The following is a 26,861-nucleotide window of genomic DNA, read 5'->3' on the forward strand; positions in this document are numbered from 1 at the left end:
CCGGGGGCAGCGGCGGGCGGGGGCCGGGGCGGCGGCGGGGGCGCTCGCGAGCGGGCGTCCGGCGGCGGCGGAGGCCGCCGCCGAGGCTCTCGGCGCCGCGGCCGCACAGCTCGGCGTCCCCGGCGAGGGGCTCGTGCTCGGCGACGCCGCGGGACTCTCCGTCCGCAACGCGGTCTCCCCGGCCCAGCTCGCCGCCCTGGTGCGGGGGGTCGTCGTCTCCGCGGAGCCCGGGCTCGCCCTGGTGGCGGACTCGCTGCCCATCGCCGGTCTCACCGGGACGCTGGCCACGCGCTTCACGCCCGACGACGCCGCGAGCGCCGGCGGCGCCGGTGTGGTGCGCGCCAAGACCGGGACGCTCAACGCCGTCACGGGCCTCACCGGGCACGGGGTCCCCGCGGACGGCCGGCTACTGGTGTTCTCCTTCCTCGCGGCGGGGCTCGAGGGCAACACGGTTCAGGCCCGTGCCGCCGCGGACCGGGCGGCCGCACTCCTGGCGGGCTGCGGCTGCCGGTGAGGTCGTAACCTCACCGGCAGCCGCAACCCGGCATCGGCGGGAGGGCCGTCGGTGACGACGATCACAGAAGATCGCGCGAAAACCTGGCATTGGTAGGAATTGGTCCCTAGGGTGGGACCGACGGTTCGAGGCGGCGGAGCTGCCTGCGAGCCGCGGTCACTCGTATCTACGAAGGAGTTCCTCGATGACGTCCTCTCCCTCTGTCCAGCTCTACACGGTCCGGGAGGCGATCTCCGACGACCTCCAGGGTGCGGTGGCCCGCATCGCCGAGATCGGTTTCACGCAGGTCGAGCCGTACGCGTTCGTGGAGCGGGCCGACGAGTTCGCGAGGGCGTTCTCGGACTCGGGCGTCACGGCGCCGACCGGCCACGCGTCCGTCATCGACTCGACCGAGCCGCAGCAGGCGTTCGACGCCGCCAACCAGCTCGGCATCTCGCTCGTCATCGACCCCTTCATCCCCACGGACCGCTGGCAGACTGCCGACGACGCCGCGCGCCTCGCCGACCGCGTCAACGAGCTCGCGCAGTCCGCGGCGGCCTCGGGCCTGCGCTTCGGCTACCACAACCACCAGTGGGAGTTCGCGAACCGCGTGGACGGGCGGCCCGTGTTCGAGTTCTTCGTCGAGCGGCTCGCCCCCGAGGTGGTGCTCGAGATCGACACCTTCTGGGCCACCGTGGGCGGGATCGACGTCCCCGCGTACCTGCGCACGCTCGGCGAGCGCGTCCAGGCCCTGCACATCAAGGACGGTCCCGTGAGCGGTGACATCGCCACCGCCCTGCCGAGCAGCGAGAGCGCCCTCGTGGTGCCGGACGCGCTGAAGAACGCCTTCGAGCGTCAGGTCCCGGCGGGTCAGGGCGACGTGGACATCCCCGCCGTCCTCGCGGCGGCACCCTCCGCCCTGCGGGTGGTCGAGTTCGACGCCTACCAGGGGGAGATCTTCTCCGGTGTCGCGGAGTCCTTCGCGTGGCTCGCGGAGAACGACAGGTGAGCGGCTCGGGCCGCGTCGGCGTCGGCGTCATCGGTGCCGGGGTCATCTCCGGTACCTACCTCGAGAACATGACGGCGTTCCCCGACCTCGAGGTGCTCTTCGTCGCCGACCTCCTCACGGACCGCGCCCGGGAGCAGGCGGAGAAGTACGGTGTGCCGGGTTCCGGCACGGTCGAGGAGCTGCTCGCGATCGACGGGATCGAGATCGTGGTCAACCTCACGATCCCCGCCGTGCATGCCGAGGTGGACCGGCGGATCATCGACGCCGGCAAGCACGTGTGGAGCGAGAAGCCCCTCGCCCTCGACCGGGACGCGGCGGCCGATCTCCTCGCCCGTGCGGATGCCGCGGGGGTACGCATCGCGTGCGCACCCGACACCGTGCTCGGCTCCGGCATCCAGAGCGCGATGCGCGCCATCGCGCGCGGCGACATCGGGGAGCCGCTCACGGCGACCACGCTCTTCCACGTGCCGGGGCCGGACCAGTGGCACCCGAGCCCGGAGTTCCTCTTCGCCCGCGGCGCCGGCCCCCTGCTGGACATGGGGCCGTACTACGTCACCACGCTCGTCCACGCCTTCGGCGCCGCGAGCCGCGTGAGTGCGGTGTCCTCGCGCTCACGCGAGGAGCGCGTGATCGGCAGCGGACCCAAGGCTGGAACCACGTTCCCCGTGGAGGTGCCCACGCACCACGCGGCGCTCATCTCGTTCCGGGGCGGGCAGTCGGCGCAGTCGACGTTCAGCTTCCAGAACGCGCTCCCGCGCAACGGGTTCGTGGAGATCAGCGGCACCGAGGGCACGCTCGTGCTCCCGGACCCGAACATGTTCGACGGCGCCACGACGCTCTGGCGCTTCGGCTCCGACGAGCCGGAGACGCTGCCCGCCGTCGGGTCGGCCTACGGTCGGGGCTCCGGGGCGCTCGATCTGGCGCGTGCCGTCCGCGGCGGCGAGCCCGAGCGCGCCAGTGGTGCCGTCGCGGCCCACGTGCTCGACGTCCTGCTCTCGATCGGCGAGGCGGCGGAGACCGGGCGGGTCGTCGACATCGCGTCGACGGTCGCCAGGCCGGTCCCCCTCGCGGAGGACTGGGACCCGTCGGCATCCACCCTCTAGTCCGCCCGGTCCCCCGGCAGGTGACCCCGACGCGGGGTCACCTGCCGGCCGGGGCGTGGCCCGCCCCGGGCCCGGTCACCGCGAGCGTGTGGGCCGGGGTGCGGCCGGGTGCGTGGCCCGCAGTGCACCCGGCCGCGTGGTCCACCGGAGTCGTGCAGCCGCCGGACAGGGCCCCCGTGCAGGGGCCGGTCCCCTCCGCCCGGACGTCCCCGCACGGGGTCCTCCGATGAACGAGGACGATCCGGTGATCGGGCGTCGCGGTTCCTACGCCAAGGGCGTGGCCCGCCGGCGGGAGATCCTCGACCGGGCCATCGAGGTCTTCGCCGAGCAGGGGGCCGCGGGTACCTCGCTGCGCCAGATCGCGCAGCGCATCGGGGTCTCGAACGCGGCGCTCCTGCACTACTTCGACTCGCGCGAGCAGCTGCTCGTCGCCGTCTTCGAGCACGCGGAGCGGTCCCGCACGCCGGAGGCGCACCACGCCGCACGGACCGCCGTCGAGGTGCTCGTGGACGCGGCCGTGCGCAACGTGACCCTGCCCGGCATGGTGGAGCTCTACTCCACCCTCGTCGCCGCCTCCCTGGAGACGAGCGAGAACTCCCGTCGTCGGTTCTTCGTCGGGCGGTTCGACCGGGTGCGCGCGGATCTCGTCGAGCGCCTGGTCCGCGACCAGCGGGCAGGGCGGATCCGTGCCGACGTGGACGCCGCCGAGATCGCCGCACTCCTCGTCGCGGCATCCGACGGTCTGCAGATCCAGTGGTTGCTCGAACCGTCGATCGACCTCGAACGCACGATGCGCACGTTCGCGGTGCTCCTGGCCCCCTGACCGCGGGGGCGTCCGACCCCGGTGGGTCCGCCCGGTGGCGGGGTGTGATCGAATAGGCGCATGTCCAGAAACGAGTCCTCAGCACCCCGCCCTCAGCTGGTCAACTGGGACATCGCGGCCTCCACCGCAGCTTCCCTCACCCCTGCCGGCCCCACCATGGCGCCGAAGGACGTCGCGCGCGCGGTGGAGAACATGCGTTCCCTGGCCGAGGCCTCCGTGGGGCACGTCCACACCATCTCCAGGCTCGACGCCGCACGGGACCTGCGCGACTCCGAGCTGCTGGTGGTGGATCGCGCGAGCTGGTCCACGGCCAACGCGCAGAGCTTCCGCGCTCTGCTGCAGCCCGCGCTGGACCAGCTGGCCGAATCACGGCCGGAGGCGCTGCGCTCCGCCTCCCTGGCGCTGGGCGGGAGTGTCACGGGGGTCCAGCTCGGCACCATCCTGGCCTTCCTCTCCAGCAAGGTCCTGGGCCAGTACGACCCGTTCGTGCCCTCGCGCAACGGGCAGGGCGGACGGCTTCTGCTCGTGGCCCCCAACATCGTCTCCGTGGAACGCGAACTGAACGTGGACCCGTCCGACTTCCGGCTCTGGGTGTGCCTCCACGAGCAGACCCACCGGGTGCAGTTCGCCGCGGCACCCTGGCTGAAGGACCACATGACCGGTGAGATCGGTCAGCTGACCTCCGGCCTGATGGACAAGGCCGACACGCTCTCGGAGCGCTTGGGCGCAGCTGTGAAGCACCTCTCGGCGTCGCGGTCCGCAGGGGGAGCGGGGAAGGCGGGGAGGAACGGGACGCAGGACGTGGCACATGGTCAGGACGTGGGTGGCGCCGGGGTGCTGTCCCTCCTCCAGGACGAGGAGGACAGGGCGCGGATGTCCCACCTCACCGCCGTCATGAGCCTCCTCGAGGGTCACGCGAACGTGGTCATGGACGGGGTGGACGGCAGCATCGTCCCGTCCGTGAGGACCATCCGCCGCCGGTTCAACGCGCGGGGGAAGTCCCGCGGCCCGCTGGAGAAGCTCGTGCGCCAGTTCATGGGTCTGGACGCGAAGATGCGCCAGTACAGTGACGGCGCCAGGTTCGTGCGCCGCGCGGTCAGCCAGACCGGCATGGACGGGTTCAACGCCGTGTGGGAGGCCGAGGCGCACCTGCCCACGGAGCGGGAGATCCATGCACCGGACGAATGGATCGATCGGATGAGCCTGCGTCGTGGCTAGGCGCCCACGGCTCCTGCCGGTGGTGGGAACCGCGCGCAACCTGCTCCTGGCGGGCCTCGCGGAGGTCCCCGGTCTGCAGGACCTGACCGCCCGCGAGAACCGCGAGAACCGCGGTGACGTGGGCACCGACCCGGAGGCGCTGCCCCTGGTGCTCGTGGCCTGCAGTGGCGGGCCGGACTCCCTGGCCCTCGCCGCGGTGGCCGTGCATCTCGCACGGACCGGGCGCTGCCGGGTGGGCGCCGTCGTCGTCGACCACGGCCTGCAACCCGGCAGCGCGGAGGTGGCCGACGCCGCCGCGGCCGCCGTACGGGAGCTCGGGCTCGATCCGGTGGAGGTGCGGCACGTGGACGTGCACCGGGAGGGGATGGGGCCCGAGGCGGCCGCGCGGAGTGCGCGGTACACCGCCCTGGACGAGGCCGCGGCGCGGCTCGGTGCCGCAGCGGTGCTGCTCGGCCACACCCTCGACGACCAGGCGGAGCAGGGGCTCCTCGGCCTGGCCCGCGGTTCCGGCACGCGATCGCTCGCGGGCATGCCGGCCCGGCGCGGACGCTACGTGCGGCCGTTCCTCGAGCTGCGGCGGGAGGACACAGAGGCCATCTGCGACTTCCACGGGCTCGCGCCGTGGCAGGATCCCAGCAATGCGGATCCGGCCTTCGCGCGCTCGCGCGTGCGCACCGAGGTGCTCCCGTTCCTCGAGGAGCAGCTGGGCCCGGGCATCGCGCAGGCGCTCGCGCGGACGGCGCGCATCCTGGGCCAGGACGCCGATCATCTCGAGCAGCTCGCCGCCGAGGCGTACGCCACCCTGCGGGGAGCGGACGACGACGGCTCCGTGCTGCTGCCGGAGGAGGGACTCCGGGCCCTGCCGGCGGCGCTGCGGCAGCGGGTCCTGGCGCGGGCGGCGCTCGAGCTCGGGGCCTTCCAGCCCAGGGCGGAACGGCTCCGCGCCGCCGAATCCCTGCTGGAGCGCGGGGGCGCGGCCGGTCCCGTGCAGCTCGGCGGGAAGGTCAGCGTGCACCGCCAGGTCCGGGGCAGGGCGGTTCTTCGGGGGGACCCGAGCTATGGCAACCTTGTGCTTAGAAACAATCGCGCCGGTGTGAAGCAGTCGCGCCGTCCAACCCAGGAGTAACCGGTGGATTCCAACGACGTCCAGTCAGATCTCAAGCACGTCCTCTACACCAAGGAGGAGATCCAGCAGCGGATCGAGGAGCTGGCGCAGCAGATCGACGCCGACTACGAGGGCAAGGACATCCTCCTGGTGGGTGTGCTCAAGGGTGCAGTGATGGTCATGGCGGATCTCGCCCGCGCCCTGCACTCCCACATCACCATGGACTGGATGGCGGTCTCCTCCTACGGCTCCGGTACCCAGTCCTCCGGCGTGGTGCGGATCCTCAAGGACCTCGAGACCGATCTGATGGGCAAGCACGTGCTCATCGCCGAGGACATCATCGACTCCGGTCTCACCCTGTCCTGGCTCAAGGCGAACCTCCTCTCGCGCGGGCCCGCCTCCGTGGAGATCTGCACCCTCCTGCGGAAGCCGGACGCGGCGAAGGTGGAGATCGACGTCAAGTACGTGGGTTACGAGATCCCCAACGAGTTCGTGGTGGGCTACGGGCTCGACTTCGCGGAGAAGTACCGCAACCTCGACTTCATCGGCACCCTGGCGCCGCACGTCTACGAGTAGGCCGGTCCGTCCGCGCCGGTACGCCCACAGGGAACTATCGGTCCGGGCCGCGCGTGGTGAATCCCAGACGGTGTATATGTTGAGATGCTCCGAGGGCATCCACACAGCAGTGCGCCCCACATCCGACGTGCTTCAGCAGGAGGGACAGGGCTTGCTGCCCTGAATCGTATGAAATTCAAGAACCTCTTCAAGGGGCCGGTCTTCTGGATCGCCCTGGCCGTCGTCGCACTCCTGCTGATCCTCCCCAACCTCTTCGGTTCCGGCAGCACCCGCATCGACACCGACGAAGGTCTCCGGCTCCTCGAGGACAACCAGGTCACCCAGGCCCAGATCCACGACGGCGAACAGCGCGTGGACCTCACCCTCCGCCAGGACTACGAGGACATGGGCACCAGCGTCCAGTTCTTCTACAGCACCGCGCGCGCGGAGGACGTGGTCCAGGCGATCAACGCCTCGGACACCGACGGCTTCACGGACCAGCCCGCCGAGAGCAACTGGCTGCTCAGCATCGCGGGGCTGATCTTCCCGATCCTGATCCTCGGCCTGATCTTCTGGTTCCTGCTCAGCCGGATGCAGGGCGGCGGCTCCAAGGTGATGCAGTTCGGCAAGTCCAAGGCCAAGCTGATCACCAAGGACATGCCGCAGGTCACCTTCAACGATGTCGCGGGGTCCGACGAAGCCGTCGAGGAACTCCTCGAGATCAAGGAGTTCCTGCAGGAGCCCGCCAAGTTCCAGGCCCTCGGCGCCAAGATCCCCAAGGGCGTGCTGCTGTACGGGCCTCCCGGGACCGGCAAGACCCTGCTGGCCCGCGCCGTCGCCGGTGAAGCAGGAGTCCCCTTCTTCTCGATCTCCGGCTCGGACTTCGTCGAGATGTTCGTGGGCGTGGGTGCCTCCCGTGTCCGCGACCTCTTCGAGCAGGCCAAGACCAACTCCCCGGCCATCATCTTCGTGGACGAGATCGACGCCGTGGGACGCCACCGCGGCGCCGGCGTGGGGGGCGGCAACGACGAGCGCGAGCAGACGCTGAACCAGCTGCTGGTGGAGATGGACGGCTTCGACGCCACCACCAACGTGATCCTCATCGCCGCGACCAACCGCCCCGACGTGCTCGACCCGGCACTGCTGCGTCCGGGCCGCTTCGACCGCCAGATCGGCGTGGAGGCGCCGGACATGAAGGGCCGTGAGCACATCCTCGCGGTGCACTCGAAGGGCAAGCCGATGGCCCCCGGGGTGAACCTGAAGTCCGTGGCCAAGAAGACACCCGGGTTCACCGGTGCGGATCTCGCCAACGTGCTCAACGAGGCCGCACTGCTGACCGCACGCTCCAACGCGCAGCTGATCGACGACCGCGCCCTCGACGAGGCGATCGACCGCGTGATCGCCGGCCCGCAGAAGCGCAGCCGCGTGATGAAGGAGCTCGAGCGGAAGATCACGGCCTACCACGAGGGCGGGCACGCGCTCGTGGCGGCGGCGCTGCGCAACACGGACCCGGTGACCAAGGTGACCATCCTGCCGCGCGGCCGTGCCCTCGGCTACACCATGGTGATGCCGAGCGACGACAAGTACTCGGTCACGCGGAACGAGCTGCTCGACCAGCTCGCCTACGCGATGGGTGGCCGCGTGGCGGAGGAGATCGTCTTCCACGACCCGTCCACGGGTGCCTCGAACGACATCGAGAAAGCCACCGGCACCGCCCGGAAGATGGTGACCCAGTACGGCATGAGCGAGCGCGTGGGTGCGGTGAAGCTCGGGCAGGGTGCGGGTGAGCCGTTCCTCGGCCGCGACATGGGCAGCGACCGCGACTACTCCGACCAGATCGCCCTCGTGGTGGACGAGGAGGTGCGCCGCCTGATCGACAACGCCCACGACGAGGCCTACCAGATCCTCACCGAGAACCGCGACGTCCTGGACCAGCTGGCCCTGGAGCTGCTCGAGCGCGAGACCCTGAACCAGGAGGAGATCGCCGAGGTGTTCTCCTCGGTCCGCAAGCGCGGTCTGCGCGAGGTGTGGCTGTCCAAGCAGAGCCGGCCGGTCCACTCGCTGCCCCCGATCATCTCCCGCAAGGAGCGCGCCCAGGCGATCGAGAGCGGCCAGCCGGCACCGGAGACCGTGGCGCCGCAGGACCAGATCGCCGAGGCGGACATCCCGAAGGACTTCGACGTGCAGGATTCCGACCTGCCGTCGCCGGAATCCGGGGAAGGTCCCCGGGACAGCTGATGCGCTCCCCGTCCTGCCCGGACGGGGACCGCCGGGTGACCGCGGACCGAGGAGGGAGCCGACCCATGACGGATTTCGACGACGAGGTGGTGGACGCCGCCCTCGCGGCGGTGAGATCGCCCGTGGATCAACCGCGGATCCGGCGGGCGGTCCGGGAGATCCTCGTGGCGATCGGGGAGGACCCCGACCGCGACGGTCTGCTCGAGACACCGCAGCGGGTCGCGAAGGCCTACGCGGAGATGTTCGCGGGTCTCCACCAGGACGCCGCCGAGGTGCTCTCCACGTCCTTCGACCTGAACCACCAGGAGCTGGTGCTGGTGAAGGACATCCCCTTCTACTCCACGTGCGAGCACCACCTGGTGCCCTTCCACGGGTCCGCCCACCTGGGCTACATCCCCTCGGACGAGGGGCGCGTGACCGGACTGAGCAAGCTCGCACGGCTGGTGGAGGTGTTCGCGCGGCGTCCCCAGGTGCAGGAGCGGCTCACCACGCAACTCGTGGATGCGATGATGGAACACCTCTCACCCAAGGGGGCGATCGTGGTGATCGAGTGCGAGCACATGTGCATGTCCATGCGCGGCGTCCGCAAGCCCGGCGCCAGGACCGTCACGTCCGCCGTCCGCGGTCAGATCCGCGAGACGGCCACACGCGCCGAGGCCATGAGCCTCATACTCGGAAGGTAACTCCCCATGGACTCACTCGCCGCAGCGCCCGGCACCGGACCGGCCACCTCGCCGCTCCCGGTGATCCGGCCCGTCCGGACGCCGAGGACCGTCGCCGGTCTCCCCACCGACCGCACCGTGGTGATGGGGATCCTCAATGTCACCCCCGACTCCTTCAGCGACGGCGGGAAGTACTCCGTCACCGACGAGGCGATCAAGCACGGGCTGCGGATGCACTACGCCGGGGCGGACGTCATCGACGTCGGCGGGGAGTCCAGCCGGCCGAACGCCCGGCCGGTGCCCGTGGAGGAGGAGCTCGCACGCGTGCTCCCCGTGGTGAAGGCCCTCGTGACCGCCGGTGCCCTCGTGAGCATCGACACCATGCATGCCGAGACCGCCCGGCAGGCGCTGGACGCGGGTGCGGCGATCGTCAACGACGTCTCCGGTGAGGAGTTCGATCCCGCGATGCCGGACCTCGTGGCCGAGCGGGGTGTGCCGTACGTCCTGACGCACCGCCGTGGCACCGCGGAGACCATGGACGCCCTCGCCACCTACGACGACGTGGTGGGTGAGGTGGTGGCCGAACTCACCGCGCTCCGGGACCGCTTCGTCGCCGCCGGGGTGGCCGCCGAGCAGATCATCCTCGATCCGGGGCTGGGCTTCGCGAAGACCGACGAGCACAACTGGGCCGTCATCCGCAGCCTCGGCACCTTCACCGCGCTGGGGCACCGGGTGCTCGTGGGGGCTTCGCGCAAGCGCTTCCTCGGCACCCTGCTGACCTCGGCCGGGAGGACGGCGGCACCTGCCGAGCGCGATCACGGTTCCCTCGCCGTCGCCACCCTCGCAGCAGCCGCCGGTGCCTGGGGGGTACGCGCGCACGACGCCGCCGCCACCGTGGACGCCGTCAAGGTCGCGGCGGCGGCGGGACAGCGCAGGTGACCACCCCGTTCGGCGGCACACGCCGTGGCTCCCCCTCCGGGGAGCTGGACCTGGTGGAGCTGAGCGGCATCACCGCCACCGGCCACCACGGGGTGTTCGAGCACGAGCGCCGCGACGGGCAACCGTTCGTGGTGGACCTCGCGCTGCACCTCGACCTGCAGCCCGCCGGCACCACCGACGAGCTGGCGCGGACGGCGCACTACGGGCAGGTCGCGGAGCTGGTGCACGGCATCATCGCAGGCCCTCCCTTCGATCTCGTCGAGGCGCTCGCCGAGAGCATCGCCGCCGAGGTGCTCGGGGCGTTCCCGGTGACCGCGGTGGATGTGACGGTGCACAAGCCCCAGGCGCCCATCGCCGTGCCGTTCGGGGACGTCTCGGTGACCCTGCGCAGGAGCCGGCCATGAGCGGCACCACCGTCCGGGCCGTGCTGGCACTCGGCAGCAACCTCGGTGCCAGCCGTGACACGCTGGTGCTCGCCGTCGCGGATCTCGCGGAGGCGGACCGCATGCGCCTGCACGCCGTCTCACCTGTGGTGCTGACCAGGCCCGTGGGCGGACCGGAGCAACCGGACTACCTCAACATGGTGATCGAGGTGGAGACGGACCTCGGGCCGTACGAGCTCCTGGCCCACTGCCGTGCCGTGGAGGCGAAGCACCACCGCGAGCGCGTGGAGCGGTGGGGACCGCGCACGCTCGACGTCGACATCATCACCTACGGCGACTGGTCCTCGGAGGACCCGGACCTCACCGTCCCGCACCCCCGTGCAGCTTCCCGCGCGTTCGTGCTGCAGCCCTGGGCCTGGATGGATCCGGACGCCCGGCTGCTCGGCCGGCCGGTCGCCGAGCTGGCCGGCGAGGCCGCGGACATCGGCGGGCTGACCCCCTTCGAGGGAGGGTAGGCGTCCATGCGTGCCCTGCGGCTGCGCAGGCTGGCGCTCGTGGGCCTGCTCGCCGGCATCGTGGGCTGGCTGGTGAACTGGGCCGCCACCCGGGGCGGCTACGGCACACCCGCCCTGCCGCTCACGTCCCTGGCCACCACGGCGCTGATCCTCGGGATGACGCTCTTCTTCGGCCGGAAGGTGCTGCGCTGGCGGAACGGGCGGCGCGACCGGGCGCTGGACCCGCTGCTGGCCACCCGCACGCTCGTCCTCGCCCAGGCGTGCGCCTACGCGGGCGCGCTGAGTTCCGGCTGGCACGCCGGGATCCTCGTGGACCAGCTGATGCTGCTCCCCGTCCGTGCGAGCACCGGGCCCGCGTGGGGGTCCGTGGCACTGATCGCGGGCGGGATCCTGCTGGTTGTGGTGGGATTGGTTGTCGAGAACTTCTGCAGGCTTCCGCCCGAGGACGACGGCCCGGGCGGTCCGGGCACCACTGAGGGGGAATATGCCTAGGGAACCGATCGACCCGTCCGGACTCGAGTGGTCCCGGGTGTCGCCGAAGTACCTGCGGGTGCGGCTCCTCGGGTGGCTCGCCGGGTCGCTGCTCTGGCTGGTGCTCAGCAGCGTTCCCCTGGTGCTGCGGCTCACCGGTGTCTGGAGTTCCTTCCCCGCCCTCTGGGTGGCCTGGGCACTGCCCGGTGCCGCGCTGGTCTCCGTGCTCTGGTACGGCGTGCTGCTCCCCCGCCAGGTGGCCGCCATCGGCTACGCCGAGCGCGACGACGATCTCCTGGTGCGCTCCGGCGTCTTCTTCCAGCGCACCTTGGTGGTGCCCTACGGGCGCATGCAGTACGTGGACGTGGCCGTCGGCCCGATCGAGCGCATCTTCGGGATGTGCACGCTGAAGCTGCACACGGCGTCCCCCGCGACGGACGCCACCATCCCCGGGCTGCCCACCGAGGAGGGTTCGCGGCTGCGTGAGCAGCTCTCCGCGCGGGGAGAAGCCAGGCTGGCCGGGCTGTGACGGCAGGGGAGGGGCCGGGACCCGCGCCGGCCCACGCCACGGGGGCTGCGGGGCCTGCCGCCCCGGACGGCGCGGATCCGGTGATCCTGCCGGGGGAGACGTGGCATCGCGTCCATTTCATCTCGCCCCTGGTGCGCGGCTGGATCGCGCTCGTCGCCATCGTCTTCTTCTTCGGCCGCGACTGGGCGGAGGGCCTGTTCGAGGGCGGTACGCGCGGCAGGAACTCCCTCCCGGAGGGGGCCGACGCCCTCCTCGCCGGGGGGATCCTCCTCGGCGTGGTCCTGCTGATCGCGGGCGCGTTCTTCGTCTCCTGGTACTTCACCAGGTACCAGGTGACCGCCGAGCACGTCCGCGTGCACTCGGGTGTGCTCTTCCGGCAGCAGCGGCAGGCACGCCTGGACCGCGTCCAGGCCATCGACATCGTGCAGCCCTTCCTCGCCAGGATCTTCGGACTCGCGGAGCTGAAGTTCGAGGTGGCCGACGCCGGGGAGTCCGCCGTGCGGCTCGCCTTCCTCCGCATCGGCCAGGCCAGGCAGCTGCGCGCCACCATCCTCGCGCGGGCCGCAGGCGTGACCGAGGACCCGGAGCGCCCGGGTGACGTCCCCGAGGCTCCCGAGCGGGAGGTGGTGGCGGTCCCGCCGGGACGCGTCATCGGGGCGACCCTGCTCTCCGGCACCAGCATCGCCCTGGTGCTGGCCGCCGCCGCCGTCGTGGCCCTCGGCATCGGCTTCGACACCCCCGTCATCATCACGTCGTTCATCCCGATCGGTATCGGCGTGATCGGCGCCTACTGGTCGTCGCTGAACACCGGGTACAACTTCCGCGCCGCCACCTCGCCCGACGGCATCCGCATCCGCTACGGTCTGCTGGACACGCGGTCCCAGACCGTGCCGCCCGGGCGCGTGCAGGCGCTCGGGATCAGCCAGTCCCCGCTCTGGCGGCTCAGGGGCTGGTACCGCGTCACGGTGAACGTGGCCGGGTACGGCGTCTCCTCCTCCACCGAGGGGCAGGCGCGCGCCACGCTCCTGCCGGTGGGCACCCGCGACGAGGTGCTGCAGATCCTGGCGCTCGTGCTCCCCGATCCCGGGACACCCCGTCCGGTGGAGGTGTTCTTCGCCGGGATGGAGGGACGCGACGACCCGGAGGGATTCACCACCACTCCGCGCCGTGCACGCTGGCTCGCCCCCCTCGCATGGCGGCGCAACGGGTTCGCGGTCACGGGGACGGCCCTGCTCGTCCGCTCGGGCGTCCTGTGGCGCCGGCTCGTCGTCGTCCCCCACGAGCGCACCCAGTCGCTGTCCCTCCACCAGGGACCCCTGGACCGCCGCCTCCGCCTGGCCGGCCTGGAGCTCCAGACGACGCCGGGGCCGGTGAGCCCGCGCGTCCCGCTCGCCGATGCCGACGTCGCCTGGCAGCTGTTCCACGGCCAGGCCTCCCGCGCCGCGGAGGCACGGCGCCGCAGCGGTCCCGAGCAGTGGATGAGGCCCGTGCCCGCGGTGGTGACGGACCCGCCGACGGCACCCGGGCCGGAGTCCCTCCCTCCCCTTCCACCGGAGGCCTCCTCCGTCGACCCCGCGGCGCGGGAAGTCATGCCGGAGATCCCGCGGTACGAGTCCGCGGGGTCCACCCCGAACGAGGAGCAGCACCGTGACCGGCCCTGACCCCGCACGCAGGCCGGGACGCCTCGGCATCGGGATCATCGGCGCCGGGAAGGTGGGTTCCGTGCTCGGCGCGGCCCTGCGCTCCGCGGGCCACGCCGTGGTGGGGGTCTCCGCGGTCTCGGAGGCCAGCCGGGAGCGCGCGGAGAACCTGCTGCCCGGTGTGCCCGTCCTCGAGATCCCGCAGATTCTCGAGCGTGCGGAGCTGGTACTCCTCGCGGTGCCGGACGACGCCCTGCCCCCGCTCGTCGAGGGGCTGGCCCAGCTGGGGGCGTGGCAGGCCGGGCAGCTCGTGGTCCACACCTCCGGAAGGTACGGCACGGAGGTGCTGCGGCCCGCGCGGGCCGCAGGGGCCCCCCCGCTCGCCCCCCCCCCCGCCATGACCTTCACCGGGCTGAGCCTGGATCTGGGCAGGCTCCCCGACAGCATGTTCGGGATCCCCGCGCCTGCCGCGGTACTGCCGATCGCGCAGGCGCTCGTGGTGGAGATGGGCGCGGAACCCGCCGTGATCGAGGAGGAGTCCAGGGCGCTCTACCACGCGGCCCTCGCCCGCGCCTCGAACCACCTCGGCCCCATCCCCGCGCAGTCCGCCCAGCTGCTCGCCGATCTCGGGGTGCAGCACGCGGACCGCATGCTCGGCCCGCTCATGAAGGCCTCCCTCGAGAACGCGCTCTCCGCCGGGGAGTCCGCGCTCACGGGTCCGGTGGCCCGGGGCGACGCCGGGACCGTCCGCGCGCACCGGGCCGCCCTGGAGTCCCACGACGCCCCGGACACCCGCCAGGCCTACCTCGGGATGGCGCGTGCCACCGCCCTGCGGGCCCTGGAGCGGGGTGTGCTCTCGCCCGCGCAGGGGGAGGCGATCCTCGCGGCGCTCGCCGACGGGCCGGCGGACGGGCCGCCGGACGGCAGCCCGACCGGCCCGCACCCCTGACCCGTTCCGACCGACCGCTCCCGCACCGCCCGGATCCGCTCCGGGCCCTCCTCAGGAAGACTCCCGTGACCCCCGACGGAAACGCCACGAACACCCTGCCCCTCGTCGTCTCCACCCCGGCGGAACTCCGCACCATCACCGCCCGGCTGCTGCGAGCCGCCCCGTACGCGGAGGTGACCGTCCCGCCGTCGCTCGGGCTCGTCCCCACCATGGGGGGCCTGCACGAGGGCCACGCGGAGCTGGTACGCACCGCACGGGATGCCAACAGCGTGGTGGTCGTCTCGATCTTCGTGAACCCGCTGCAGTTCGGTGATCCCGCGGATCTCCGGCGCTACCCCCGCACCCTCGACGCGGATCTCCGGCTGCTCGCGGGCTGCGGGGTGGACGTCGTCCTCGTGCCGTCGGTGGAGACCATGTACCCGGGAGGGGAGCCGCAGGTGCGCGTGAGCGCCGGACGCATGGGGGAGGTCTTCGAGGGGGCGTCCCGGCCCGGGCACTTCGACGGCATGCTCACCGTGGTGTCCAAGCTGCTCAACCTCGGGCTGCCGGCCGCCGACGCCGCGTACCGGGCGTACTTCGGGGAGAAGGACGCCCAGCAGCTGGCGCTCGTCCGCCGCATGGTGCTCGACCTGAACCTGCCGGTGGACATCCGGGGTGTGCCGATCGTGCGGGACGCCGACGGCCTGGCCCTCTCCAGCCGCAACCGGTTCCTCGAGCCCGCCGAGCGCCGCGCGGCCCTGGTGCTCTCCCGGGTGCTCGCCGGTCTGCGGGAGCGCGCCGCGCAGGGGGAGCCGCTGGACCTCGCCTCCGCCCGTGCCGAGGTGGCCGCTGAGGAGCACGTGGAGCTCGACTACCTCGAGGTCGTCGATCCCGCGTCCTTCATGCCCCTGCCCGGCACCGGTGACGCCGGGCATTCCGCGGCGGAGGGCGACGGCGGCGGCCGGGCACTCGCCGTCGTCGCGGCGCGGGTGGGCGCCGTCCGGCTCATCGACAACACCGTCCTGCACCGTCCGGACGGCGGGGCAGCCGGGACCGCGGACGACTGATGCCCGGCGGGGAGCCGTAAACTTGTCTTCCGTGACGAACTCCGACGAACTCCCCATCGACGACCTCAACGAGCAGATGCGCTTCCGGCTGCAGAAGCGCGCAACCCTGCTCGACGCCGGGGTGGAGCCCTACCCGGTCCGGCCCGAGCGCACGCATTCGCTCTCCGCCGTCCGGGAGGAGTTCGCGGACCTCGCGACCGGGGAGTCGAGCGGCCGGCAGGTCGCCGTCGTCGGCCGGGTGGTGTTCATCCGCAACTCGGGCAAGCTGTGCTTCGCCACCCTGCAGGAGGGCGACGGCACACGGCTGCAGGTCATGCTCAGCCTCGCGGAGATCGGCCCGGACCGCCTCGCCGACTGGAAGTCGCTCGCGGACCTCGGCGACCACGTCCAGGTGCACGGCGAGGTCATCAGTTCCCGGCGCGGGGAGCTCTCCGTCATGGCCGACACCTGGTCCCTGGCGTCGAAGGCGCTCCGCCCGCTGCCCACCCTGCACACGGGCGTGAGCGAGGAGACCCGGGTGCGCCAGCGCTACGTGGACCTCATGGTGCGCGAGGAGGCCCGGCAGATGGTGCGCACCCGGGCGACGATCATGCGCACGCTGCGGCGCACCCTCGAGGAGCGCGACTACATCGAGGTGGAGACCCCGATGTTGCAGCTGGTGCACGGCGGTGCCACCGCGCGGCCCTTCGAGACCCACCTGAACGCGTTCGACCAGCAGATGACGCTGCGGATCGCCCTGGAGCTGTACCTGAAGCGCGCCGTGGTGGGCGGGATCGACCGCGTCTACGAGATCGGCCGGGTGTTCCGCAACGAGGGCGTGGACTCCACGCACAGCCCCGAGTTCACCATGCTCGAGAGCTACGAGGCGTATGCGGACCAGTTCGTCATGGCCGAGCGCATGCAGGAGATGATCCTGGCCTGCGCCGACGCCGTGGGGTCGCGGACCATCGAGACCGAGCGGGGCACCATCGACCTCGACGGCGAATGGGCTTGGCTGGGCGTGTACCCAGGGCTGTCCGCGGCCGTGGGCCAGGAGATCACACCCGACACCGGTGCGGACGAGCTGCGGGTCCTGGCCGAGCGGCACGAGGTCTCCCTCGACCCCGCATGGGACGCCGAGAAGATGGTCCTCGAACTCTTCTCGGAGATCGTGGAGCCCACCCTGATCCAGCCCACGTTCGTCCACGACTACCCGCCCTCGGCACAGCCGCTGGCCCGTACCCACCGGGACGACCCGCGGCTCATCGAGGCCTGGGACCTGATCATCGGGGGGATGGAGCGGGGCACGGCGTTCTCCGAGCTGATCGATCCCGTGGTGCAGCGGCAGCGCCTCACGGAGCAGTCGCGTCAGGCGGCGGCCGGTGACGAGGAGGCCATGCAGCTGGACGAGGACTTCCTGCGGGCACTCGAGTACGGCGCGCCGCCCATGGGCGGGATCGGCCTCGGGATCGACCGTCTGGTGATGCTCTTCACGAACGCGGGGATCCGTGAGTCCATCCTCTTCCCCATCCTCAAGCCCGAGGGAGGTCAGTAGCATGGAATACCTGGCCGTGCTCCTGCCGTCGATCTGCCTGGCAGTGCTGTTCTACTTCGTGATCCGCACCATCTTCAACGCCGACCGCTCCGAGCGCCGAGCGATGGCCGAGGCGGAGCGGGCGCAGGACGAGGCGGACGCCCGTCTCCGGCGGGATGCCGAGGAGAGGGAAGCGGAGACGCGCACCGATCCGCAGTAGACCGGTGGTTCTCCGCTGCCGCGTGGACAGCGGGATCGTCGAGGCGTACCGCGCCGACCGGCACCGGTCACGGTGGAACGCCGGGGGCTGAACCCTCCGGCGTGATCTCGCCTGTGGCGAACAAGCCCCCACGGCCCCTGCCCTGCCCGTAGCATCGAACTACGCGTTAGCTAGGAGTGTGTCTCATGTTCGAGAGATTTACAGATCGTGCCCGTCGAGTCGTCGTGTTGGCCCAAGAAGAGGCCCGCATGCTCAACCACAACTACATCGGCACCGAGCACATCCTGCTTGGCCTGATCCACGAGGGTGAGGGTGTCGCCGCCAAGGCCCTGGAATCACTCAGCATCTCGCTGGGTGCCGTGCGGGAGCAGGTTCAGGAGATCATCGGTCAGGGCCAGCAGGCGCCCTCCGGTCACATCCCCTTCACCCCCCGGGCCAAGAAGGTGCTGGAGCTCTCCCTGCGGGAGGCCCTGCAGCTCGGCCACAACTACATCGGCACCGAGCACATCCTGCTCGGGCTCATCCGCGAGGGTGAGGGTGTTGCCGCGCAGGTCCTCGTGAAGCTCGGCGCCGACCTCAACCGTGTCCGCCAGCAGGTCATCCAACTCCTGTCCGGGTACCAGGGCAAGGAGCCCGCCGCCGCGGGCGGTCCGCAGCAGGAGGGCACCCCCGCCGGCTCGGTGGTGCTGGACCAGTTCGGCCGCAACCTGACCCAGGCGGCACGCGAGTCCAAGCTCGACCCGGTGATCGGGCGCGAGCACGAGATGGAACGCGTCATGCAGGTCCTCTCGCGCCGTACCAAGAACAACCCCGTGCTCATCGGTGAGCCCGGCGTCGGCAAGACCGCCGTGGTCGAGGGGCTCGCGCAGTCGATCGTGCGCGGCGACGTGCCGGAGACCCTGAAGGACAAGCAGCTCTACACGCTGGACCTCGGGTCCCTCGTGGCGGGGTCGCGGGACCGCGGGGATTTCGAGGAGCGCCTGAAGAAGGTCCTCAAGGAGATCCGCACGCGGGGTGACATCATCCTGTTCATCGACGAGATCCACACCCTCGTGGGTGCCGGTGCAGCCGAGGGTGCCATTGACGCCGCATCGATCCTGAAGCCCATGCTGGCCCGTGGTGAGCTGCAGACCATCGGTGCCACCACGCTCGACGAGTACCGCAAGCACATCGAGAAGGATGCCGCCCTCGAGCGCCGTTTCCAGCCCATCCAGGTGGCGGAGCCCTCCGTGGCCCACTCCATCGAGATCCTCAAGGGCTTGCGCGACCGCTACGAGGCCCACCACCGGGTCTCCATCACCGACGGCGCACTCTCCAGCGCGGCGACCCTCGCCGAGCGCTACATCTCGGACCGCTTCCTGCCGGACAAGGCGATCGACCTCATCGACGAGGCGGGGGCGCGCCTGCGCATCCGCCGGATGACGGCGCCGCCGGAGCTCAAGGAGATGGACGAGCGCATCGCCGACGCGAGGCGTGAGAAGGAGGCGGCCATCGACTCCCAGGACTTCGAGGGTGCCGCATCGCTGCGCGACAAGGAGCAGAAGCTCCAGGAGGAGCGCAACGAGAAGGAGCGCCGCTGGAAGTCCGGTGGTCTGGACGACATCGCCGAGGTGGACGAGGAGCTCATCGCCGAGGTGCTGGCCAACTCCACGGGCATCCCCGTGTTCAAGCTGACGGAGGCCGAGTCCTCCCGTCTGCTCAACATGGAGGACGAGCTGCACCGCCGGGTCATCGGCCAGAACGAGGCCATCAAGGCCATCTCGCAGGCCATCCGCCGTACGCGTGCCGGTCTCAAGGACCCGAAGCGTCCGGGTGGCTCGTTCATCTTCGCCGGCCCCACCGGTGTGGGCAAGACGGAGCTCGCCAAGGCCCTCGCGGAGTTCCTCTTCGGCGAGGAGGACGCCCTGATCACCCTGGACATGTCCGAGTACTCCGAGAAGCACACCGTCTCGCGGCTCTTCGGTGCCCCTCCGGGCTACGTGGGTTATGAGGAGGGCGGTCAGCTCACCGAGAAGGTGCGCCGCAAGCCGTTCTCCGTGGTGCTGTTCGACGAGGTGGAGAAGGCGCACGCCGATCTCTTCAACTCGCTGTTGCAGATCCTCGAGGACGGGCGTCTGACGGACAGCCAGGGCCGCATGGTGGACTTCAAGAACACCGTGATCATCATGACCACCAACCTCGGTACCCGGGACATCTCCAAGGGCGTCATGACCGGCTTCCAGTCGGGCTCGGACACCCAGACGAGCTACAACCGGATGAAGGCGAAGGTCCAGGAGGAGCTCAAGCAGCACTTCCGGCCCGAGTTCCTCAACCGCGTGGACGACACCGTGGTGTTCCCGCAGCTCACCCAGGACGAGATCGTGCAGATCGTGGACCTGTTCGTGGAGCGCCTGAGCCGCCGCATGGCGGACAAGGGCATGACCATCGAGCTCACGCCCGCGGCCAAGGTGCTCCTCGCCACCCGTGGCTACGACCCCGCGATGGGTGCCCGGCCGCTGCGCCGCACCATCCAGCGCGAGATCGAGGACCAGCTCTCGGAGAAGATCCTCTTCGGCGAGCTGAACTCGGGCGAGCGCGTGGACGTGGACGTGGAGGGTGAGGGCGTGGACGCGTACTTCACCTTCACCGGCAGCGGTTCGCTCAAGGAGATCGAGGACTCCCCGGCCGCCCTGGAGGCGACCGTCCCGGAGTGACCGGGACAGTATCCGGCAGTACCGGATCCAGCAGTACCGACGGAACCCGCCCTGGTCACCAGGGCGGGTTCCGTCGTTCTACCGTCCCGACCCGTCGACCGCTCCGGGCGGATTCGGCTGCCCGGGGCAACCTGTTCCTCTCTGCGTGAAACCCTGTGACCCGGTTCACAGACGGATGGTAGAGATGACCCATGACCACACCCTTCTCCTCCCTCGACGACTTCGTCGCCCTCCCACGGCTCAGCGGCCTCGCACTGAACGGGGACGGCACCCGGCTCGTGACCTCCGTGGCCACCCTGGACCCAAAGGCCACCGGGTACCGCACCGCGCTCTGGGAGGTGGACCCCGCGGGCGCGGAGCCCGCACGCAGGCTCACCCGGAGCTCGGCCGGTGAGTCCGGTGCGTCCTTCCTGGCGAGCGGCGACCTCCTGTTCACCTCGGGGCGCCCCGATCCCGAGGAGGATGAGGACGGCGAACCGCGCCCCGCGCTCTGGTGCCTCCCGGCGTCGGGCGGCGAGGCCTCCCTGGTGCTCGCCCGGGAGGGCGGCGTGGCCGGCGTGACCACGGCGCGGGGGGCCGACGTCGTGGTGGTGTCCGGCAGCATGCTGGCCGGCTCCGCCGACGAGGCGGACGATGCCGAGCGGCGGAAGGCGCGCAAGAAGTCCGGCGTCGCAGCGATCCTGCACTCCGGCTATCCGGTGCGCTACTGGGACGCCGATCTGGGACCGGACGAGCCGCGCTACTTCGCCGTCGACGGGCTCGACGGGCTCGACGGGCTCGACGGTGAGGCGCGACCGGAGAACCTGCTGCCCGACGCCCACGGCAGTCTGCGGAACGCCTCCCCGGTGCTGAGCCCGGACGGTTCGGTGCTCTTCACCTCGGTGACGGTGCCCGAGGCCGCGGGGTCCCAGCGCACCGTGCTGGTCCGGGTGGACATGTCCACGAAGGAACGGACGGTGCTGCTGGACGACCCGGACAACGACTACGCCCCGGGGCCGGTCAGCCCGGACGGGCGCCACCTCGTGGTGGTGAGGGACCGCCGCACCACCGCGACGCTGGCTCCGAGCACCTCGCTGCTGCTCCTGCCCCTGGACGACGGGGCCGGGGGAGGGCCCGTGCCGCTGGCCGCCGACTGGGACCGCTGGCCGGCTCCGGAGGCCTGGCTCCCGGACGGCTCGGCGCTGGTGGTCACGGCCGACGACGACGGCGCCTCCCCGGTGTTCGTGGTCGACGCCGCCTCGGGTGAGGTCAGGAGGGTGACCGAGGACGCGGCGGCGTACTCGGACGTGAGCGTGTCCCCCGACGGCGTGTGGCTGTACGCCGTCCGCAGCTCCTACCTCTTCCCGCCCGAGGTGGTGCGGATCGAGCTCGCCTCCGGCACCACCGAGCGCCTCCGGAACCCGGCCGGGCGCCCGGAGCTGCCGGGCACGCTCGAGCGGGTGGAGTCCGTGGGTGAGGACGGCCAGCGCGTGGCCTCCTGGCTCGTGCTGCCGCACGGTGCCTCCGCGGACGCACCCGTCCCCGCCCTGCTGTGGATCCACGGTGGACCGATCGGCTCGTGGAACGCGTGGACGTGGCGGTGGTCGCCCTGGCTGCTCGCCGAGCACGGGTACGCCGTGCTGCTGCCGGACCCCGCCCTCTCCACCGGGTACGGCCAGCACATGGTGGACCGCGGCTGGGGGCAGTGGGGCCGGGCGCCCTACACGGACCTGATGGCGGCCACCGATGACCTCGTGGCGCGTGAGGACATCGACGGCACGCGCGTGGCCGCGATGGGCGGCAGCTTCGGCGGGTACATGGCCAACTGGGTGGCCGGTCACACGGACCGCTTCGCGGCGATCGTCACCCATGCGAGCCTGTGGGCGCTGGACCAGTTCGGCCCCACCACGGACGCCGCCTACTACTGGGAGCGGGAGATGACGCCGGAGGCCCGGGAGGAGAACTCCCCGCACACCTCCGTGGGGAACATCAGCACGCCGATGCTCGTGATCCACGGGGACAAGGACTACCGGGTGCCGATCGGGGAGGGGCTGCGGCTCTGGTACGAGCTGCTCTCCGCCTCGCAGCTGCCGGCGGACGAGAACGGCGTGACGCCCCACCGGTTCCTGTACTTCCCGGACGAGAACCACTGGATCCTCAAACCCCAGCACGCGAAGATCTGGTACGGCGTGGTGGAGGCGTTCCTGGCCACACACCTGCTCGGGGAGGAGCGCGAGCTCCCACACGAGCTGGGCCTGTAGGAGCGCGGAGCGGGGCGGCGTTTGTAGAGTGGGGAGAATGAGCCTGCCCTTCACCGTGCGCGCCGCCCGCACCTCGGACGTCCCCGCGATCAAGTCCCTCGTGGAACCGCTCGCGGACCAGCGCATCCTGATGGCCAAGGAGACCGTGGCCTACTACGAGGGTCTGCCCGAGTTCCGGATCGCCGCGGACGACGACGGCGAGGTGCTCGGCTGCGGTGCCCTGCACGTGATGTGGGAGGACCTCGCCGAGGTCCGCACCCTCGCCACCTCCCCGGCCGCACGCGGCCGGGGAGTGGGGTCCGCCCTCGTGGAGGAACTGCTGCAGCAGGCGAGGGACTTCGGGGTGGACAGGGTGTTCTGCCTGACCTTCGAGGTGGAGTTCTTCCGCCGCCACGGCTTCGAGGTCATGGCCGACCAGTCGGCCGTGGATCCGCAGATCTACTCCGAGCTCCTGCGCTCCCACGACGAGGGTGTCGCCGAGTTCCTCGACCTCGCCCGGGTGAAACCGAACACGCTCGGCAACACCCGGATGATCCGCAGGCTGTGAGGTGCACGGTGGCGCGACGCCGTCGGACGTGCATATAGTAAGAGCACTTAGCATTGCTCCGGCGATGCTGCCGGCCGCCTGACCAGGCGGCTGTACACCGAGTTGAAGGAGGTCCGCATCATGGGACTGGATGACAAGATCGGCAACAAGAGCGAAGATCTCGGCGGCAAGGCCAAGGAAGGCTTCGGCAAGGCCACCGGCAACGAGAGCCTCGAGGCCGAGGGCCACAAGGACCAGGCCAGCTCGAGCCTGAAGGATGCCGGCGAGAAGATCAAGGACGTCTTCAAGAAGGATTGATCCTGACGAGACCAGGACATCGGATCCGATGATCCTTCTCCACTGAGGGAGGGCCCCACCCCGGGGCCCTCCCTCAGTCGGTTCATCCCTCGGCCGGTCGACCCCGCGGTCCTCCCGTCCTGTGAGCGGCCACATCGCCTATAGGCAGGTGCCGGAACGGGAGGTAACGTTCCCAGTGTCGGGGCGGCCCAGCAGTCGGGGTCGGGTTCCCCGCGCGTCCGTTCGCCGTGAAGGAGCCGCCGACGTGAAGAAGCTCATCAACGATCCCCGTGCCGTGGTCGCCGAATCCGTCGAGGGATTCGGCCTGGCACACGCCGATCTCGTGACGGTGCATCCCGAACCCCTGTTCATCACCCGCAGGGACGCGCCCGTCCAGGGCAAGGTGGGGCTGGTCTCGGGTGGGGGCAGCGGCCACGAACCCCTCCATGCCGGCTTCGTGGGCCGGGGCATGCTGGACGCGGCCGTCCCGGGCGCGATGTTCACCTCCCCCACGCCGGACCAGATCGTCCCCGCCACCACGGCGGTGGACGGCGGTGCCGGTGTGCTGCACATCGTGAAGAACTACACCGGTGACGTGCTGAACTTCGAGACCGCGGCCGAGCTGGCCGAGGCGGAGGGCATTGCCGTCCGCTCCGTGCTGGTGAACGACGACGTCGCCGTCGAGGACTCCCTTTACACCGCCGGGCGCCGGGGCGTGGGAGGCACCGTGCTCGTGGAGCGCATCGCCGGTGCCGCGGCCGAGCGCGGGGACGACCTCGACGCCGTCGCCGCGCTCGCGCAGCGCGTCGTCGACGGCGTCCGCTCCATGGGCGTGGCGCTGGCGGCCTGCACCGTCCCCCATGCCGGCGTGCCGAGCTTCGAGCTTCCCGAGGACGAGATCGAGATCGGGATCGGCATCCACGGCGAGCCGGGGAGGCACCGGATCCCGCTCGAGGACGCCGACACCATCACCCGCAGGCTCCTGGAGCCGATCAGCGCGGACCTCGGGCTCGCATCGGGTGACCGGGTGATCGTGCTGGTCAACGGCATGGGCGGGACCCCCGCGAGCGAGCTGTACATCGTGCACCGCGCACTCACGCGCCTCCTCGACGGACTCGGTGTCAGGATCGAGCGCGCCCTCGTGGGGAACTACATCACGGCGCTGGAGATGCAGGGGGCGTCGCTGACCGTCCTGCGCGTGGACGACGAGATGCTCGAGCTGTGGGACTCCCCCGTGCACACCGCCGCCCTGCGCTGGGGCGCCTGATCGTGGCTGATCCCCTCGACACCGGCTGGGCGCTGCGCTGGATCCGCGGAGCGGCGGAGGTGCTGGGTGAGAACCGGGCACTGCTGATCGACCTCGACCGCCTGATCGGCGACGCCGACCACGGCGAGAACTTGGACCGGGGTTTCTCCGCGGTGGTGGCGAAGCTGGACGGCACCGAGGCCCCGGCCCCCCCCGCCGCAGTGCTCAAGCTCGTGGCCATGACCCTGATGTCCACGGTGGGCGGTGCGGCCGGCCCGCTGTACGGGACGGCGTTCCTCCGGGCCGCCACCTCCCTCGGGGACGCCGAGGTCGTCGACGCGGAGGCCGCCGCCGCCATGGTCCTCGCGGCCCGTGACGGCATCGCCGCACGCGGCAAGGCGGAGGTGGGCGACAAGACCATGATCGACGCCTGGACCCCCGCGGCCGAATCGGCGGGCGCGGCGGCGCGCGCCGGGGCCCCGCCGCCGGGGGTGCGCGCCGCCGCGGCCAACGCCGCCCACGCCGGGGCGGTGGCCACGGAGCCGCTGATCGCCCGGAAGGGCAGGGCCAGCTACCTCGGTGAGCGCAGTGCGGGCCACCAGGATCCCGGAGCGGTCTCCACGGCGCTCATCCTGCAGGCCGCCGCCTCCGCGGCCGGGATCGACACCCCGTGAGCGTGGGCCTCGTGATCGTCTCGCACAGCGAGAAGATCGCCGAGGGGGTGGTGGAGCTCGCGGCGCAGATGGCCCCCGACGTCGTCCTCGTGGCCGCCGGGGGAGTCGAGGACGGTTCGGGCCGTTCACGGATCGGCACGAGCTTCGACCGCGTGCAGGCGGGGGTCGAGCGCGCGTCCGGGTCCGACGGCGTGGTGGTCCTGACCGATCTCGGTTCGGCCGTGATGACCGCGGAGTCGGTGCTGGAGTTCCTCGACCCCGAGGTGCGCGGGAGCGTGCGCCTCGCCCGGGCCGCTCTCGTGGAGGGAGCGGTGGCCGCGGCCGTCCAGGCCCAGGGTGGTGCCGGGCTGGACGCGGTGCTGCGTGCCGCGGAGGAGGCCGTGGTGTCCATCCGGCCGGAGGACCTCGAACCGTCCGGTCCGGACCGGGGCACGGCGGCGCCGGGATCCGCTGCCCCCGCGGCGGAGGGGCACGGTGGAGCGTCCTCCGGTACCCCGACCGCCCGTGGTTCCTGGACGCTCTCCAACCGCACGGGTCTCCATGCGCGTCCGGCGGCGGTGCTCGCTTCCGGACTCGCGGGGTTCGACGCCGAGGTGACGGTGAACGGGGTGGACGGGAAGTCCGTGATGCTCCTGATGACCCTCGGCCTCCGGCAGGGACGCACCCTCACCGCGGAGGCGAGCGGTCCCGAGGCCCGGGCCGCGGTGGACTTCGTGGGGGAGTCCGTCCAGAGCCGTTTCGGCGAACCGGACTGATCCGCCCGGGCTCCCCGGTGCGGCGGGGCGACGGGGGGTCGGGCGCCGCCGGCGGCCCCCCCCGCCGGGCCGGGGGGGGGCAGCCCCGCCAGTGCCCGTTCCAGTTGCTCGCCCGGAGCCCGGAGTGCGTGCAGGGCGGTGAGCGCCGTCAGCACCGGCGGCGAGCCGGGCGGCCCGCCCACGGACAGATCCACGGGAGCCTCGAGGAGCACCGCTCGCGGTACCGGCTGCTGCGCCTCGCGCAGCACGGCCACGATCGCTCCGCGCACCTGGCGGTCCGTCCCCGCCCAGGACTGCCCCTTCGGGACGTACTCGGGGGCCGGGCGCCCCGCCGCCACCCAGGCGCAGGCATCGCTCACGGGGCAGACGGCGCAGCTCGGTGTGCGTGCCGTGCACACCACCGCCCCCAGCTCCATCACGGCGGCGTTCCACCGGACGGACAGGGCGGCGTCCTCGGGCAGCAGCTCCGCGGCCCGTCTCATCTCCGCGGACGTCAGGGCAGGAGCCGGAAGAGCCTTGCCGCCGAACAGCCGGGCGGGGACGCGCCGGATGTGGGTGCCCGCCGCGGTCTCCCGCCGGCCGAACGCGAGGGCGGCGACCGCCGCGGCCGTGTAGTCGCCCACGCCCGGGAGGGAGAGCAGCTCGCCGTGGGTGGACGGCACGGCGCCGCCGTGGTCCTCCACCACGGCCGTGGCGGCCGCGTGGAGGCGCAGCGCCCTGCGCGGATAGCCCAGGCGGCCCCAGTGGCGCACCGCCTCACCCGGGGAATCGGCGGCGAGGTGCGCGGGCGAGGGCCACCGTCGGAGCCACCCGTGCCCCCCCGGCAGCACCCGGCCCCCCGGTGTCTGTTGCAGCACCCCCCCGCTCAGGGGGATCCCCCCGGCGGGGCCCCCGGGTCCCCGCCACGGCAGGGCCCGGGCCTGCGCCGCGAACCAGTCCGTGAGCCGGGGGGGGAGACCACCGGGGGCCGCGGGCCCGGGGGGGGGGGGGGCGGTCCCGGTGCGGTCGAGGGCAGGGCC

The 26,861-nt window shown here is 71.8% G+C and carries 26 protein-coding genes and 1 pseudogene; 26 read left to right on the plus strand and 1 reads right to left on the minus strand.

Annotated elements, in window-relative coordinates; genetic code table 11:
* The 26 genes from AC792_RS07605 to dhaM form a co-directional block, all read left to right on the plus strand.
* Nucleotides 1-514: D-alanyl-D-alanine carboxypeptidase (locus tag AC792_RS07605; protein WP_200903382.1), on the plus strand; the 514-nt coding region annotated here is incomplete at its 5' end.
* Nucleotides 515-698: 184 nt separating this feature from the next.
* The gene (locus AC792_RS07610; protein WP_049829956.1) at nucleotides 699-1,502 is read left to right on the plus strand and encodes a sugar phosphate isomerase/epimerase family protein; all 804 of its coding nucleotides are present in this window, start codon (nucleotides 699-701) and stop codon (nucleotides 1,500-1,502) included.
* The gene (locus AC792_RS07615; RefSeq protein ID WP_049829957.1) at nucleotides 1,499-2,605 is read left to right on the plus strand and encodes a Gfo/Idh/MocA family protein; all 1,107 of its coding nucleotides are present in this window, start codon (nucleotides 1,499-1,501) and stop codon (nucleotides 2,603-2,605) included. The genes AC792_RS07610 and AC792_RS07615 overlap by 4 nt, the downstream gene beginning before the upstream one ends.
* A gap of 226 nt (nucleotides 2,606-2,831) precedes the next feature.
* Nucleotides 2,832-3,428: a TetR/AcrR family transcriptional regulator gene (locus AC792_RS07620; RefSeq protein ID WP_049829958.1), complete on the plus strand. Its 597-nt coding sequence runs from the start codon at nucleotides 2,832-2,834 to the stop codon at nucleotides 3,426-3,428.
* A gap of 60 nt (nucleotides 3,429-3,488) precedes the next feature.
* Nucleotides 3,489-4,646 (plus strand): zinc-dependent metalloprotease, encoded by a 1,158-nt coding sequence (locus AC792_RS07625; protein WP_049829959.1) that lies wholly within the window; start codon nucleotides 3,489-3,491, stop codon nucleotides 4,644-4,646.
* Nucleotides 4,639-5,772, plus strand: coding sequence for a tRNA lysidine(34) synthetase TilS (tilS, locus tag AC792_RS07630; RefSeq protein ID WP_442853608.1), 1,134 nt, complete (start codon nucleotides 4,639-4,641; stop codon nucleotides 5,770-5,772). The genes AC792_RS07625 and tilS overlap by 8 nt, the downstream gene beginning before the upstream one ends.
* A 3-nt stretch (nucleotides 5,773-5,775) precedes the next feature.
* Entirely contained in the window at nucleotides 5,776-6,327 is a 552-nt protein-coding gene (hpt, locus tag AC792_RS07635; RefSeq protein ID WP_049829960.1) for a hypoxanthine phosphoribosyltransferase, read from the plus strand.
* A gap of 168 nt (nucleotides 6,328-6,495) precedes the next feature.
* Nucleotides 6,496-8,544, plus strand: a complete 2,049-nt coding sequence (ftsH, locus tag AC792_RS07640; protein WP_049829961.1) for an ATP-dependent zinc metalloprotease FtsH — start codon at nucleotides 6,496-6,498, stop codon at nucleotides 8,542-8,544.
* 65 nt (nucleotides 8,545-8,609) lie between these two features.
* Nucleotides 8,610-9,227, plus strand: coding sequence for a GTP cyclohydrolase I FolE (folE, locus tag AC792_RS07645; RefSeq protein ID WP_049829962.1), 618 nt, complete (start codon nucleotides 8,610-8,612; stop codon nucleotides 9,225-9,227).
* A 6-nt stretch (nucleotides 9,228-9,233) separates the two neighbouring features.
* Nucleotides 9,234-10,145, plus strand: a complete 912-nt coding sequence (folP, locus tag AC792_RS07650) for a dihydropteroate synthase (RefSeq protein ID WP_049829963.1) — start codon at nucleotides 9,234-9,236, stop codon at nucleotides 10,143-10,145.
* Nucleotides 10,142-10,549, plus strand: coding sequence for a dihydroneopterin aldolase (gene folB / locus AC792_RS07655; RefSeq protein ID WP_235436454.1), 408 nt, complete (start codon nucleotides 10,142-10,144; stop codon nucleotides 10,547-10,549). Before folP ends, folB begins: the two co-directional genes overlap by 4 nt.
* Nucleotides 10,546-11,043: a 2-amino-4-hydroxy-6-hydroxymethyldihydropteridine diphosphokinase gene (folK, locus tag AC792_RS07660; protein WP_049829964.1), complete on the plus strand. Its 498-nt coding sequence runs from the start codon at nucleotides 10,546-10,548 to the stop codon at nucleotides 11,041-11,043. The genes folB and folK overlap by 4 nt, the downstream gene beginning before the upstream one ends.
* Nucleotides 11,044-11,049: 6 nt before the next feature.
* Nucleotides 11,050-11,535: a DUF3180 domain-containing protein gene (locus tag AC792_RS07665; protein ID WP_049829965.1), complete on the plus strand. Its 486-nt coding sequence runs from the start codon at nucleotides 11,050-11,052 to the stop codon at nucleotides 11,533-11,535.
* A complete protein-coding gene (locus AC792_RS07670) occupies nucleotides 11,528-12,043 on the plus strand; it encodes a PH domain-containing protein (protein ID WP_049829966.1) in 516 nt (171 codons plus the stop codon). Before AC792_RS07665 ends, AC792_RS07670 begins: the two co-directional genes overlap by 8 nt.
* A complete protein-coding gene (locus tag AC792_RS07675) occupies nucleotides 12,040-13,704 on the plus strand; it encodes a PH domain-containing protein (RefSeq protein ID WP_082177566.1) in 1,665 nt (554 codons plus the stop codon). Before AC792_RS07670 ends, AC792_RS07675 begins: the two co-directional genes overlap by 4 nt.
* On the plus strand, nucleotides 13,691-14,632 hold the full coding sequence (locus AC792_RS07680) for a Rossmann-like and DUF2520 domain-containing protein (protein ID WP_049829967.1): 942 nt from the start codon (nucleotides 13,691-13,693) through the stop codon (nucleotides 14,630-14,632). The genes AC792_RS07675 and AC792_RS07680 overlap by 14 nt, the downstream gene beginning before the upstream one ends.
* Nucleotides 14,633-14,697: 65 nt before the next feature.
* Nucleotides 14,698-15,678: a pantoate--beta-alanine ligase gene (panC, locus tag AC792_RS07685; RefSeq protein WP_235436461.1), complete on the plus strand. Its 981-nt coding sequence runs from the start codon at nucleotides 14,698-14,700 to the stop codon at nucleotides 15,676-15,678.
* A 31-nt stretch (nucleotides 15,679-15,709) separates the two neighbouring features.
* Nucleotides 15,710-17,212 (plus strand): lysine--tRNA ligase, encoded by a 1,503-nt coding sequence (lysS, locus tag AC792_RS07690; RefSeq protein WP_268753358.1) that lies wholly within the window; start codon nucleotides 15,710-15,712, stop codon nucleotides 17,210-17,212.
* A gap of 1 nt (nucleotide 17,213) precedes the next feature.
* Nucleotides 17,214-17,411 (plus strand): hypothetical protein, encoded by a 198-nt coding sequence (locus tag AC792_RS07695; RefSeq protein WP_049829969.1) that lies wholly within the window; start codon nucleotides 17,214-17,216, stop codon nucleotides 17,409-17,411.
* 185 nt (nucleotides 17,412-17,596) lie between these two features.
* Nucleotides 17,597-20,104, plus strand: coding sequence for an ATP-dependent Clp protease ATP-binding subunit (locus AC792_RS07700; RefSeq protein ID WP_049829970.1), 2,508 nt, complete (start codon nucleotides 17,597-17,599; stop codon nucleotides 20,102-20,104).
* A 191-nt stretch (nucleotides 20,105-20,295) separates the two neighbouring features.
* Nucleotides 20,296-22,344, plus strand: a complete 2,049-nt coding sequence (locus AC792_RS07705; RefSeq protein ID WP_049829971.1) for a S9 family peptidase — start codon at nucleotides 20,296-20,298, stop codon at nucleotides 22,342-22,344.
* A 37-nt stretch (nucleotides 22,345-22,381) separates the two neighbouring features.
* Entirely contained in the window at nucleotides 22,382-22,891 is a 510-nt protein-coding gene (locus AC792_RS07710; RefSeq protein ID WP_049829972.1) for an amino-acid N-acetyltransferase, read from the plus strand.
* A 120-nt stretch (nucleotides 22,892-23,011) separates the two neighbouring features.
* Nucleotides 23,012-23,188, plus strand: coding sequence for a CsbD family protein (locus AC792_RS16360; RefSeq protein ID WP_082177567.1), 177 nt, complete (start codon nucleotides 23,012-23,014; stop codon nucleotides 23,186-23,188).
* 244 nt (nucleotides 23,189-23,432) lie between these two features.
* A complete protein-coding gene (gene dhaK, locus AC792_RS07715; RefSeq protein ID WP_049829973.1) occupies nucleotides 23,433-24,434 on the plus strand; it encodes a dihydroxyacetone kinase subunit DhaK in 1,002 nt (333 codons plus the stop codon).
* 2 nt (nucleotides 24,435-24,436) lie between these two features.
* Entirely contained in the window at nucleotides 24,437-25,087 is a 651-nt protein-coding gene (gene dhaL, locus AC792_RS07720) for a dihydroxyacetone kinase subunit DhaL (RefSeq protein WP_049829979.1), read from the plus strand.
* Nucleotides 25,084-25,842, plus strand: a complete 759-nt coding sequence (gene dhaM / locus AC792_RS07725) for a dihydroxyacetone kinase phosphoryl donor subunit DhaM (RefSeq protein ID WP_049829974.1) — start codon at nucleotides 25,084-25,086, stop codon at nucleotides 25,840-25,842. Before dhaL ends, dhaM begins: the two co-directional genes overlap by 4 nt.
* A 32-nt stretch (nucleotides 25,843-25,874) precedes the next feature.
* Here the strand turns inward: dhaM and AC792_RS17740 are convergent.
* Nucleotides 25,875-26,861, minus strand: a pseudogene (locus tag AC792_RS17740) (A/G-specific adenine glycosylase); the annotation flags it as partial.

Source organism: Arthrobacter sp. RIT-PI-e, from assembly GCF_001187915.1.
GTDB lineage: Bacteria > Actinomycetota > Actinomycetes > Actinomycetales > Micrococcaceae > Arthrobacter_D.